This is a genomic window from Pantoea sp. RIT413 (genome assembly GCF_003057675.2).
Lineage (GTDB): Bacteria > Pseudomonadota > Gammaproteobacteria > Enterobacterales > Enterobacteriaceae > Pantoea > Pantoea eucrina.
In genome coordinates this window covers 106,382-119,045 of the sequence record NZ_QBJB02000003.1, presented here as the reverse complement: position 1 = coordinate 119,045, position 12,664 = coordinate 106,382, and the positions used below count along the sequence as shown (strand labels likewise).

The following is a 12,664-nucleotide window of genomic DNA, read 5'->3' as shown; positions in this document are numbered from 1 at the left end:
GGAACCGAGAGTGTCGAAGGCAACCGAACAGAACCAGAAGTTGAAACGCGCAATTATCGTTTCGGTGGCGCTGCACATCGTGCTGATTGCGCTGCTGATCTGGAGCTCGTTCAACGAACATATTGAAGCGAGCGGCGGCGGCGGCGGTAGCGATATTGATGCCGTCATGGTCGATCCCGGGGCTGTGGTTGAACAATATAATCGTCAGCAAAATCAGCAGAGCGACAGCCAGCGTGCGGAACAGCAGCGGAAAAAGCAGGCGCAGCAGCAGGCGGAAGAGCTACAGCAGAAACAGGCCGCCGAGCAGCAGCGTCTGAAAGCGCTGGAAAAAGAGCGGCTGCAGGCGCAGCAGGAAGCGAAAGAACAGGCTAAACAGCAGGCTGAGCAGCAGAAAGCGGCCGAAGCAGCTGCAAAGCAGGCTCAGGAGCAGCAAAAAGCGGCTGAAGCGGCTGCCGCACAGGCGAAAGCGGATGCGAAAGCAGAAGCAGACGCGCGCGCTAAAGCAGCAGCAGAAGCGAAAGCAACCGCAGCGGCTGAAGCGAAGCAGGCTGCTGCCGAGGCGAAGAAACAGGCGGAAGAGCAGGCGAAAGCAGCGGCAGCGGATGCTGCAAAAGAGAAAGCGGCCGAGCAGGCGAAAGCGGCAGCTGAAGCGAAAGCCAAAGCGCAGGCAGAAGCGAAAGCGCAGGCCGCAGCCGATGCCAAAGCTAAGGCAGCGGCAGAGGCGAAAGCCAAAGCTGCGCAGGAAGCCAAAGAGAAAGCAGCAGAGGCGGCGAAGGAAAAAGCTGCGGAAGCCGCTAAAGAGAAAGCAGCTGAAGCGGCTAAAGAGAAGGCGGCCGCTGAGGCGAAAGCGAAAGCAGACGCCGCTGCCAAAGCGAAAGCGGATGCAGCCGCTAAAGCAAAAGCAGATGCAGCGGCGAAAGCCAAAGCAGCCGCGGACGCGAAGAAAAAGGCGGCTGCTGAAGCCGCGCAGGGCGAAAGCGATGTTGACGATCTGCTGGGCGGCCTCTCCTCCGGTAAAAACGCGCCGAAGAGTGGCGCTGCAGCCGGCGGCGGTGGTGCAGCAGGGCAGGGCAATCAGAAGAAAGCGGGTGCATCGGGTGCTGAGGTCAACGCCTATCTGGGCCAGATCACCAGCGCCATTCAAAGCCGCTTCTATGATGCCGATCTCTATCGCGGTAAGAGCTGCGATTTACGTATTAAGCTGGCACCCGATGGGCTGCTGATTGATGTGAAATCGGAAGGGGGCGATCCGGCACTTTGCCAGGCTGCCATTGCCGCTGCGAAGCAGGCGCGTATTCCTAAGCCACCTTCGCAGGCGGTGTATGAAGTGTTTAAAAACGCACCAATGCGTTTCAGGCCGCAATAATGCAGTAACGTACGGCAGGTTGAACTAAGGTTAGCTTGCCGTATTCTATAAAATACTCGTGTTTTTTCAGGAACTGTGCGAATTATCGTGAACTCAGGTTCAGGTAAGGGAGATAAGATGAAGCAGGCACTTCGTGTAACCTTAGGTTTTTTTGTACTGCTGTGGGCCGCTGTGCTGCACGCAGAAGTACGCATTGAAATTACGCAGGGCGTTAACACTGCCCGTCCGATTGGTGTAGTACCGTTTAAATGGGCCGGACCTGGCGCGGCGCCAGAAGATGTCGGCGGTATTGTGGCAGCTGACGTGCGCAACAGTGGTAAATTTAATCCGCTGGATCGCTCACGTCTGCCGCAGCAGCCCGGCAGTGCGCAGGAAGTTCAGCCTGCCGCATGGAGCGCGCTGGGTATTGATGCCGTGGTGGTCGGTCAGGTCTCACCTAACGCCGATGGCAGCTATCAGGTCGCCTATCAGCTGGTCGACACCGGTGGTGCACCGGGCAGCGTACTGGCACAAAACTCCTTCAAAGTAACAAAACAGTGGCTGCGGTATGCGGCGCATACCGCCAGTGACGAAGTCTTTGAGAAGCTGACCGGCATTAAAGGCGCATTCCGCACCCGTATCGCTTATGTTGTGCAGACCAACGGCGGCCAGTTCCCGTATGAGCTGCGCGTGTCTGACTACGATGGTTACAACCAGTTTGTGGTACACCGTTCACCGCAGCCGCTGATGTCACCGGCCTGGTCACCTGACGGCAGCAAACTGGCCTACGTTACGTTTGAGAGTGGCAAATCAGCGCTGGTGATCCAGACGCTGGCAAATGGCGCTATTCGTCAGGTTGCCTCCTTCCCGCGTCACAACGGTGCACCATCGTTCTCACCGGATGGTTCTAAGCTGGCTTTCGCCCTCTCTAAAACGGGCAGCCTGAATCTCTATGTAATGGACCTGGGCTCAGGTCAGATCCGTCAGGTAACAGACGGCCGCTATAACAGCACTGAGCCAACCTGGTTCCCGGATAGCCAGACCCTGGCGTATACCTCGGATCAGGCGGGTGCACCGCAGATTTATAAAGTCGGTGTTAACGGCGGCGCGCCACAGCGTATTACCTGGGAAGGCAAACAGAACCAGGATGCGGATGTGTCGACCGACGGTAAAACCATGGTGATGATCAGCAGCGCCGGTGGCGCGCAGCACGTCGCCAAACAGGATCTGGAAACGGGAGCCGTTCAGACGTTAACGGACACGTTCCTGGATGAAACGCCAAGTCTGGCACCAAACGGCACCATGGTTATCTACAGCTCTACTCAGGGGATGGGATCCGTGCTGCAGCTGGTTTCAACTGACGGGCGTTTCAAAGCGCGTCTTCCGGCAACTGATGGACAGGTAAAATCACCTGCCTGGTCGCCGTATCTGTGATGCATCGCTCCCTTGCCTCGTCGGCGGGGGAGTCAATGTATGGCAAACAAAATAATAGGATAAAGAAATGCAACTGAACAAAATGCTGAAGGGTTTAATGCTGGCTCTGCCAGTGATTGCAGTCGCTGCTTGTAGCTCACACAAAAACAACAACAACGATCAGTCCGGTATGGGTGCTGATGGTGCGTACGGTGCGGGCTCTGGCGCTGGCATGAACGGCGGCAACATGTCTTCTGACGAGCAGGCGCGTCTGCAGATGCAGCAGCTGCAGCAGAACAACATCGTTTACTTCGGTCTGGACAAGTATGACGTGCAGTCTGACTATGCTCAGATGCTGGATCAGCACGCAGCTTTCCTGCGCGGCAACCCGTCTTACAAAGTGACTATCGAAGGTCATGCGGATGAGCGTGGCACGCCAGAGTACAACATCGCGCTGGGCGAGCGTCGTGCTAACGCAGTGAAAATGTATCTGCAGGGCAAAGGCGTCTCTGCCGATCAGATGTCTATCGTATCTTACGGTAAAGAGAAACCAGCCGTACTGGGCCATGACGAATCAGCGTATGCTAAAAACCGTCGTGCCGTACTGGTTTACTAAGAGAATCATATGATTAGTAACTTCAGACTATCCCTTGCGGGTCTGTCGTTACTGGTTGGCGTAGCGGCCCCCTGGGCCGCTAATGCCCAGGCGTCAATCAGTAGCGTTGGCTCAGGCTCGGTCGAAGACCGTGTCACCACTCTTGAACGTATCTCCAATGCTCAGGCGCAGCTGCTGCAGCAGTTACAGCAGCAGATGAGCGATAATCAGAGCGACATCGATTCCCTGCGCGGGCAGATCCAGCAGAACAGCTATCAGCTTAACCAGGCGGTTGAGCGTCAGAAGCAGCTTTACCAGCAGCTCGACACGTTAAGCAGCAGCCAGTCCGCTGCACAGAGCGGCGGTAACGCTGATGCTGCCGGTGCCGCAGCGGGAAACGCTGATGCGGGTAGCAGTAATACGGCTGCCGCACCTGCACAAACCGGCGATGCAAATACCGATTACAACGCTGCCGTCGCGCTGATTCTGGAGAAGAAGCAGTACGATCAGGCTATCTCTGCACTGCAGGCATGGGTGAAGAAGTATCCTGACTCTACCTATCAGCCAAATGCCAACTACTGGCTGGGGCAGCTGCATTACAACAAAGGCAAGAAGGACGATGCGGCTTACTATTTTGCCACGGTGGTGAAGAACTATCCCAAATCACCGAAAGCGGCGGAAGCGCTGTTTAAGGTTGGCGTGATCATGCAGGATAAAAAAGACACGGCAAAAGCCAAAGCGGTTTATCAGCAGGTGATCAAGCAGTTCCCGGATAGTGAGTCAGCAAAGCAGGCGCAAAAGCGGCTGGCCGGATTGTAATTTGTACGAAAAAGACCAGATTTCGCCTGATTTCTGGTCTTGCCGCCTGAAAGGTAAGCAGTTGAGCTATCTGCGGGAAAATAAGGGTTGCGCCCTCCCGCTAAATCAGTAATATATGCCGCCGTTGCCGGGACATATGTAAATGCGTATCGGCGACGCTGAAGATGGGTCGTTAGCTCAGTTGGTAGAGCAGTTGACTTTTAATCAATTGGTCGCAGGTTCGAATCCTGCACGACCCACCATCTCAACCACAGGTTCAGGCGGGTTCTTCAGTTAGCTTCACAACCTTGATGGGTCGTTAGCTCAGTTGGTAGAGCAGTTGACTTTTAATCAATTGGTCGCAGGTTCGAATCCTGCACGACCCACCATCAAGTTTAAAGTTGTAAGCCGCTTCCACAGCGGGTCGTTAGCTCAGTTGGTAGAGCAGTTGACTTTTAATCAATTGGTCGCAGGTTCGAATCCTGCACGACCCACCAGATTCAGAAAAAAGCGCCCAACGGGCGCTTTTTTCGTTTTCCGCAGTACGGGAATGCCCCCCCCCACAGACGCGCATTAATACACCAGGGTCGCATTAATGCGACCCCTACGGGTATGGGGAGCGGTAATGCATTGACGGAATATGCCCATCCATACGTAGGGGCGCCATTTATGGCGTCCTGGCCGCGTATAACCCCCGATAATTAATGAACGCGTCAGGGTCGCATTAACACGCCAGGTTCGCATTAATGCGACCCCTACGGGTATGAGGAGCGGTAATGCGTTTGCGTTGACGGAATATGCCCATCTATCCGCAGGGGCGCCATTTATGGCGCCCTGGCCGCTACCGTGCCGGCTTTTTCCGGGAGGCTTTTTCGGGCATCAGGCTTTTCCAGATATGCTGCACGGCATAGCTGCGCCATGGCCGCCAGACCTGCGATAGCTGCTCTGCCTCTCTGGCCGTTACGCCACCGAGATTATTACGGATAGCGATATCCTCTTTCGGGAAAGCATCAGGCCAGCGTAGCGCCCGCATGGCGATATAGCTGGCGGTCCACGGGCCGACCCCCTTCAGCGCCAGCAGCTGCTGCTGTACGGTATCCGGCGGCAGAGATCCGTTAAAGCGCAGCGCGCCGCTGGCGCAGGCGTGGGCCAGTGCGATAATCGCATTTGAACGGGCGCTGACTATGCCGAGCACCGCAATATCATCGACCGTTGCTGCTGCCAGCGTGGCCGCGTCCGGAGAGAGGCGGGAGAGCGCTGGCCAGGGCGTCTCCAGCGGCTCGCCAAAGCGCTCCGTCAGACGGCTGCTGAGCGTTACAGCCGCTTTTACCGTAACCTGCTGGCCGAGAATCGCGCGCACGCTTAACTCAAACGCATCGAACGCGCCGGGCACGCGCAGGCCCGGGTGGCGCGCCAGGCTCTCTGCCAGCAGCGGATCGCGGCCCAGTAGCTCGCTCACCGCCTGCGGCTGAGCATCCAGATCGAACAGATCGCGCAGCCGGCGCAGCAGGGCAGGCAGCACCGGCGTCAGTGTGGTAGTGAACTCAACCTGCAGCGCATGCTTATCGGGCAGGGCGCTGACGCGCACCCAGCCGCGACAGCCGCCCAGCGCGACGGTGCGGTGATAAGCGCCATCGGCCACCCACTCAGCCTGCTTCATGACGTGCGCTTCAAGAAACTCCAGCATCGCCGCCCAGTCATAGGGTGGACGGTAGCTCAGCTGCAGGGTGGCGCTCTGCTGTGGCAGCGCAGCGCCTTCCGGCTGGCTCCGCTTACGCAGCGCGGAAGGCGTCATGTGATAGCGCGCCTGAAACACATCATTAAAGCGGCGCAGGCTGCGAAAGCCGCTGGCGTAAGCGATCTCCGTTACGGGCAGCGCGGTTTCGGTCAGCAGCTGTTTGGCCAGCAGCATACGCCGCGTCTGACGCAGCTCCAGCGGCGAAACGCCCAGCTCCTGCTGAATAACGCGCCGCAGCTGACGTTCACTCAGAAAGAACTCACCGGCAATATCTGCCAGCGAGGTCTGCTCCTCCAGCATGCCCTCTTCAACGCGACGGATCAGACGATCGGCAATGCGGTGATGGTTATCTACCGGCGCAAATCCCGGCGCCAGCTCCGGGCGGCAGCGCAGGCACGGGCGAAAGCGCGCCTTTTCCGCTGCTTCTGCGTTATGAAAAAAGCGGCAGTTTTTCAGCAGCGGTTTGCGCACCGGACAGACAGGACGACAGTAAATACCGGTTGAGGTTATGCCCACGTAGAGCAGCCCGTCAAAGCGACTGTCGCGCGACGTCAGCGCCTGGTAAGCAATTTCAGGATCAAGCATCGTCTTCTCCGGTAAATAAAGGGCATCATGGCGCAGTCCGGGTGCGGAAACACGCTGCTTTCGGACAGCTAATCAGTTTATGTGCCTGTCCGAAAACAGCCAGTTTGCGGCGCGATTAATGCAATAATAGTCGGGAGTCATCCACTGCGGAGATCTGTTATGTACCATACTAAAACCATCGTGACGCCGGTCGGCGAGCTGACGCTGATTGCCAGCGATAAAGGCCTGGCAGCCGTGCTGTGGGAAAATGAAGGATCGCAGCGCGTGCCGCTGACGCCGCTGTCACGTAACGAGTCGCACCCGGTGCTGTGCGAGGCGGAGCGTCAGCTGCAGGAGTATTTTGCCGGCACCCGGCAGCGTTTTACCCTGAGCTACGACCCGTCCGGCACGCCGTTCCAGCAAAAGGTATGGGCCGCCCTGCTGACCATCCCATTTGGAGAGACGCGCAGCTACCGGCAGATAGCCGAGCAGATTGGGCATCCCAAAGCCGTACGCGCGGTGGGGGCTGCCAACGGCAAAAACCCGCTCTCTATTATGGCTCCATGCCACCGCGTCATTGGCAGCAACGGCAAACTGACCGGCTTTGCCGGTGGCCTGCCGGTTAAGGCGTTTTTGCTGGAGCTGGAGCGGGCAGGTAAAGAGCCGGGTGCGCCGGTTGTTTAGTATAAAAAACTAAATAGCGATTTATTATGCTTTATAGTATTTTCGTGGCTTCTGTTGTTAATTATATAAAACACTGATGCGGTAGTGCGCCACCGGATCGGCGGCAGGCGAACCGCTCTTTTACGCACCCTGCATTTCAGGCACAGGAGCCAGTAATGGACATTTTCAGCACGCAAAATATCCTGGTACATATCCCTCTGGGCGCCGGCGGATACGACCTCTCATGGATTGAAGCGTTCGGCACGCTGGCCGGGCTGCTCTGTATCTGGCTGGCAAGCCAGGAAAAAATCAGTAACTACCTGTTTGGTCTGATCAACGTCACGCTGTTTGCGGTGATTTTCTTTCAGATCCAGCTCTATGCCAGCCTGCTGCTGCAGCTCTTTTTCTTTGTCGCCAATCTCTATGGCTGGTACGCATGGAGCCGGCAAACCAGTGACCATGAGCGCGCGTTAAAAATTCGCTGGCTGTCGCTGCCGAAAGCGCTGGCATGGGGCGCCGCCTGCGTTATTGCGATTGCGCTGATGACGCGCTATATCGATGTGGTGTTTGGCTTCCTTACCCGCAGCGCAGTGCAGATCATGCAGGGAATCGGCCTGCAGGTCAGCATGCCGCAGCTGCAGCCTGACGCGTTTCCCTTCTGGGATTCCTGCATGATGGTGCTCTCTGTCGTGGCAATGATTCTGATGACGCGTAAATATGTCGAAAACTGGCTGCTGTGGGTGGTCATCAACGTCATTAGCGTAATGATTTTTGCCCGGCAGGGGGTATATGCGATGTCGCTGGAGTACGCCATTCTCACGCTGATTGCGCTGAACGGCTCGCGTCTGTGGATACAGAGCGCACGCGAGCAGGGCTCACGTGCGCTGGCGGGTTAGTGATGATGATGCGCGTGTCCGTCCAGCACCGTATGATGATCGTCATCAGCGGCGTGTTCTGAACCGAGCGCGCAGTCGGGCAGGCTGCACGCCTGATACTCCATCTGCACCGTGGCATGTTCAATCTGATAGTGCTGATGCAGATAGTGATGAATTTTTCGCAGCAGGCCGTCGTGATCGTACGGCGGCACCACCTGAACATGCAGCGTAAGCACCGGCTTCTCTCCCACCTGCCACAGGTGAATATGGTGAACGTTACGCACCTCATCGATGTTCAGCTTCAGCTCGCGCGCCAGCTTATCAATGTTGATATTCACCGGTGCACCCTCCAGCAGCTCATGCAGGCTTTCACGCAGCAGCGCCCAGGCGCTGCGCACCACCAGCACGGAAACCAGCAGTGAAAGAATCGGATCGATGGGCGTCCAGCCGGTAAGCATAACGATAACCGCGGCGGCAATGGCGCCCACCGAACCAAGCAGATCGCCCATGACGTGCAGCGCGGCGGCGCGCACGTTGAGATTTTTCTCGCCGCTGCCGCGATGCAGCAGCCAGAATGAAAGCAGGTTAGCAAACAGCCCGGCGATAGCGATACCGAGCATCAGGCCGCCCTCAATCGGCTGCGGATGAGTAAAACGCCGGATCGCCTCCCAGACAATCAGCACGGTGATCACCAGCAGCGCAATCGCGTTTACAAACGCCGCCAGGGTGGTCAGACGCAGCAGGCCAAAGGTATGCCGCGCATTGGGTTTACGGCGCGCAAACTGCACCGCCAGCAGCGCCATCAGCAGGGCGGCGGCGTCGGTCAGCATATGTCCGGCGTCGGCCAGCAGCGCCAGTGAACCTGAAAGAAGGCCGCCGATCACTTCGGCCAGCATAAACAGTGCCGTGACGCTAAACGCCGCCGCCAGGCGGGTGCGATTAGCATTGTGGTCACCGTGAGAGTGAGAGTGTGCCATAGCGTTCCAGTTGGTTGAGTAGCCTGTTGGTTAATAATATCAGTAAATTGAGCGTGTCAGGATGGAGCTGCTGCTGTTTCGCGGCGTCAATCAGCTGCTGACACGCTCCGGCGGCATCTTCAATGCCCAGCATCAGCCAGCTGCCTTTCAGGCGGTGAGCCGCTTTTTCAATCGCCGCCCAGTCGCGCTGCCCGCTGGCCTGCAGCAGCGCATCGCGATCCTGCGTAACGGCGCGCTGCAGCGTTTCACAGATGCGCGGCAGCCAGCTGGCGTCGTGCTGAGCCAGCTGCTGCAGCGTTGCCGGCAGCTGCGCCAGCGGATCGGACTGCGCCTGCGCCAGCAGCGCGGCCAGCGCCTGCAGCGTAACGGGCTTCACCAGCTGCGCCTCATGCGCCTGCAGCGGCAGGCGCAAGCGCTGCACGTCGGCGGAACAGATCACGCGCAGGGCAGGGTGTGGTCGTTGCCGCTGGCGGCGGCGCAGAATGCGCAGCAGCGTCAGGCCATCGGGATGCGGCATCATCTGATCGATAAACAGCACATCAAACGGCTGCCTGGCATCGGCGAGCAGCAGGGCGCGTCCCGCATCAAAGGTCTCAGCCTGAATGCCAAAAGTAGCCAGCTGCTGCTGCAGCACCAGCAGATTAGCGGGATGATCGTCAACAATCGCCACCCGCAGCTGCGGATAGCGCGGCCAGACCGGATCGTCGCCGGCATCCGCAATGTCACAGGGCGTCAGCGGCAGCGTTACGCTGACGCGCGTGCCCTGGCCCGGCGCAGAGCTCAGCTGCAGCGTACCGCCCATTCGCTGTACGATTTCCCGGCAGATAAAGAGCCCCAGACCGCTGCCCTGTACCGCATGACGCCGGCCAGACGGCGCCTGATACCATGGCTCAAACAGGTGTGCCTGTTCGCTGAGCGGAATGCCGCTGCCGCTGTCCGTTACAACAAGCGTAATCTGCTCCTCTGCCGCCAGCGTAAGGCTTATTTCGCCTTCACGGGTGAACTTCAGTGCATTAGCCACCAGGTTATTAATGACCTGCTGCAGGCGATCGCTATCCAGCAGCACGCTGGCGGGCAGCGGCGTCAGGGCCGTTACGCGCAGCTGCGGACCGCCGGGGCGCATCAGCGGATGGTAAAGCTGCCGCTGCTGCTGCAGCCAGCGGGAGAGATTCAGCGGGTGCGGATTCAGGCGGAAACTCTGATTCTCAATCCGCGCATGATCCTGCAAATCGTTCAGCAGCGCCATTAGCGAGCGGGCGCTGCTGTGCATCAGCGCGACCCGTGAGGGCACATGCTGCTGCTGTTCCAGCTCCAGCAGGCCAAGGATCGCCTGCATCGGCGTGCGCAGTTCATGACTGACGGTCGCGAGAAACTGGCTTTTAGCCGCACTGGCGCGCTCCGCTTCTGCGCGCTGCCGCCGTTCACGCCGCTGCTGCAGCACGTGACGCAGCTGCAGCAGCAGCAGCCCTGCAATAATCAGCGCCGCTGCAAACAGCAGCAGTTTTGGTATGCTGCGCATCATCATCGTGCTGCCGGGCTGCGGCGGCTGCGCCCAGCTTGCCCGCATCTGGTTCAGCGTTTCTGGCGGTATCTGCTGCAGCGCGCGATCGAGCAGGGCGCGCAGCTGCGGCTGCTGCGGGGTTACCCGGGGCGCCATCGGCCAGGCGATATCGCTGGCGGCAAACGCCAGACGCAGCGCGGTGTCATCGCGGCTGGCCAGCCGCCAGCGTGCTGAGATCACATTATCCACCAGCGCATCAATCTGTCCGCTGCCGAGCGCCTGCCAGAGCCGGGTGCGGTCGTCAAACCACTGTGGCGTAATACCCGGCGGCAGCAGCTGACGGGCCAGATCGCCGCGCAGTACGCCAAGACGTTTGCCCTGCAGCGAGGACCAGTCGGCAGGCGCAAGCGGCATCCGGCTGTAAACGCCCCAGATAGCACGCCATACCGGAAGCGTGGTGGAGGCCGCATCGGGCGTATCCAGAGGCTCCAGCAGCGTAAGCATCACCGCCTGCTGTGCCAGCAGCGCCTGCGCCTGCTGCGGGTTAGCGACCCAGCGCGGCGTGAAGCGGATGCCGGTGCTCTGGCCCAGCGCATTAAGCAGGTCAATACCAAAGCCGCGCGCGTTACCGCTGGCGTCCCGGTAGCTCCAGGGGGCATTATCTGGCGCGGCGGCGTAGGTGACAACGGGATGCGCCGCCAGCCACTGCTGCTCTGCCGGGCTGAGCATCAGCGTCTGCGTATCCTGATAGCGCGGCAGCGGCGGGCTCCAGCGCTGAGCAACCTGCCGGCTGAACTCCGCCGGCAGCAGGCGAAGCTGCGCATCGATCCATGTTGTCAGCGCCGGATCGCGGGCGATCGTGCGCAGCGTCAGTACCGCATCCGGATCGGCGGTGATCTGGTAGATCTCTCCCTGCTGCAGCTGGCTGAGCAGAAAGCCGGCGCTGGCTTCATCGGCGACCAGATAATCACTCTGCTGATTGAGCAGGGCGTAGAGCGCCTGTAAGTTGCCGGCCAGCGGATGCCAGCGGTGGCGCGCTGCCAGCTCCGGCGGCAGCTGCGTCAGCGTGCTGCCGGCAATCGTCAGCTGAGCGTTATCGCTGTTAAACATTACCGCGCGCTGATTTGCACGGTTGCGGTAAATACGGAGCGGCGTGCTGAACCAGCTGGCGCTGAGCGAGGCGCCGGCAGGCAGCGGTGCGCTTTCAGTCGTCAAAACCAGGTCCACCTCACCGCGCTTCAGCGCCTGCAGCTGCGCGCTCCGGTCAGGGTAGCCCTGCAGCTGAAACCGTACGCCGCTCTGCTGGCTGAGGGCGCTGAGATAGTCAGCATCAATGCCCCACAGGCGATCGCCGATGCGCATCGACCAGGGCGCGCTATTTTGCACCGGCACCGCCACGCGCAGCTGCGTGGCGGGCGGTGGCGCAGCGTGAGGCACCGGCATAACCGCAGGCAGCATGACGCTGCTGGCGGGCAGCAGTTCAGCGCGTGCGCCGGCTACCAGCAGCAAGCAGAGCAGCCAGAGCCGCTTCACTGCTGCGCTTTCCACAGTTCAGCCAGCTCAACCACCGAGGTTACGCCGGTCTTGGCCATGATATTTTTTTTATGCGTGCTGACGGTTTTATTGCTGATATGCAGCTGCTCACCAATCTGCAGGTTAGAGAGGCCGCGCACCAGCAGCGCTACAATCTGCTGCTCTTTCTCCGTCAGCGGCAGGTCCAGGCGCTCCGGCAGCGGCGGAAAGGCCTGCTGTCCCCCCAGCACTGCAAGGATGGCGCTGAGCAGCTGAGCCATGCTCTGGCTTTTCACCACATAGCCTGCCGCCCCCAGCGAAGCGGCGCTCAGTAAGGTGTGGCGGCTCTGCTGTGCAGAGTAGATCAGCACCGGGCGCTGTGCATCGCGGGCGCGCAGGCGGCGCAGCAGCTCCAGACCATCACAATCCGGCAGGCCGATATCAAGAATAATGACGTCAATATTATGCTGCTGCAGGCAGGCGCGTGCCTGAGATTCATCAGCGGCGGCATAGAGCTGCAGAGGAATAGGGGCGTGCTGGCAGGCAGCCTGAAGTGCGACTTCAACCAGCGGGTGATCGTCAATAAGCAGTAGGGTAGCCATGTCACCGTTCCTGTGAATTTCATGGCGGTTAGCATAGCGGAAAAGCGGGGCCGGCAAAAATAAAGGGCGAGCCTGCGCTCG

The 12,664-nt window shown here is 59.3% G+C and carries 10 protein-coding genes and 3 tRNA genes; 9 read left to right on the top strand and 4 right to left on the bottom strand.

Translation table 11 applies throughout. From position 1 onward, the window contains the following. Positions 1-10 precede the first annotated feature (10 nt). The 7 genes from tolA (at position 11) to DBY66_RS06000 (ending at position 4,648) form a co-directional block, all read left to right on the top strand. Positions 11-1,366 carry a cell envelope integrity protein TolA gene (gene tolA, locus DBY66_RS06030; protein WP_065649836.1) on the top strand — a complete coding sequence of 452 codons (1,356 nt, stop codon included), beginning with the start codon at positions 11-13 and terminating at the stop codon, positions 1,364-1,366. 117 nt (positions 1,367-1,483) lie between these two features. Then, on the top strand, positions 1,484-2,779 hold the full coding sequence (gene tolB, locus DBY66_RS06025; RefSeq protein WP_039383247.1) for a Tol-Pal system beta propeller repeat protein TolB: 1,296 nt from the start codon (positions 1,484-1,486) through the stop codon (positions 2,777-2,779). Positions 2,780-2,846: 67 nt separating this feature from the next. Next, positions 2,847-3,374 carry a peptidoglycan-associated lipoprotein Pal gene (gene pal, locus DBY66_RS06020; protein WP_039383250.1) on the top strand — a complete coding sequence of 176 codons (528 nt, stop codon included), beginning with the start codon at positions 2,847-2,849 and terminating at the stop codon, positions 3,372-3,374. A 9-nt stretch (positions 3,375-3,383) separates the two neighbouring features. Beyond that, the gene (gene cpoB, locus DBY66_RS06015; protein WP_071668993.1) at positions 3,384-4,172 is read left to right on the top strand and encodes a cell division protein CpoB; all 789 of its coding nucleotides are present in this window, start codon (positions 3,384-3,386) and stop codon (positions 4,170-4,172) included. 166 nt (positions 4,173-4,338) lie between these two features. After that, positions 4,339-4,414 (top strand) — tRNA-Lys (locus tag DBY66_RS06010). Positions 4,415-4,464: 50 nt separating this feature from the next. Beyond that, positions 4,465-4,540: transfer RNA gene (locus tag DBY66_RS06005), tRNA-Lys, on the top strand. A 32-nt stretch (positions 4,541-4,572) separates the two neighbouring features. After that, positions 4,573-4,648, top strand: a tRNA-Lys gene (locus DBY66_RS06000). A 344-nt stretch (positions 4,649-4,992) separates the two neighbouring features. Here DBY66_RS06000 and DBY66_RS05995 read toward each other — a convergent pair. Next, entirely contained in the window at positions 4,993-6,474 is a 1,482-nt protein-coding gene (locus DBY66_RS05995) for an AlkA N-terminal domain-containing protein (RefSeq protein ID WP_108569697.1), read from the bottom strand. Positions 6,475-6,633: 159 nt separating this feature from the next. Between DBY66_RS05995 and DBY66_RS05990 the strand changes: the two genes are divergently transcribed. Together DBY66_RS05990 and pnuC are read left to right on the top strand one after the other, a co-directional pair. Then, entirely contained in the window at positions 6,634-7,137 is a 504-nt protein-coding gene (locus DBY66_RS05990) for a methylated-DNA--[protein]-cysteine S-methyltransferase (RefSeq protein ID WP_039383258.1), read from the top strand. Positions 7,138-7,292: 155 nt separating this feature from the next. Then, on the top strand, positions 7,293-8,012 hold the full coding sequence (gene pnuC, locus DBY66_RS05985; protein ID WP_071668994.1) for a nicotinamide riboside transporter PnuC: 720 nt from the start codon (positions 7,293-7,295) through the stop codon (positions 8,010-8,012). Here pnuC and zitB read toward each other — a convergent pair. From zitB to DBY66_RS05970, 3 genes are read right to left on the bottom strand one after another with little or no spacing between them, the layout of a single operon-like run. Beyond that, positions 8,009-8,968 (bottom strand): CDF family zinc transporter ZitB, encoded by a 960-nt coding sequence (gene zitB, locus DBY66_RS05980; RefSeq protein ID WP_104084672.1) that lies wholly within the window; start codon positions 8,966-8,968, stop codon positions 8,009-8,011. The genes pnuC and zitB overlap by 4 nt on opposite strands. Continuing rightward, the gene (locus DBY66_RS05975; RefSeq protein ID WP_108569698.1) at positions 8,943-12,017 is read right to left on the bottom strand and encodes an ATP-binding protein; all 3,075 of its coding nucleotides are present in this window, start codon (positions 12,015-12,017) and stop codon (positions 8,943-8,945) included. Before DBY66_RS05975 ends, zitB begins: the two co-directional genes overlap by 26 nt. Further along, entirely contained in the window at positions 11,999-12,583 is a 585-nt protein-coding gene (locus tag DBY66_RS05970) for a response regulator transcription factor (RefSeq protein ID WP_039383269.1), read from the bottom strand. The genes DBY66_RS05975 and DBY66_RS05970 overlap by 19 nt, the downstream gene beginning before the upstream one ends. Between the last annotated feature and the right edge of the window lie 81 nt (positions 12,584-12,664).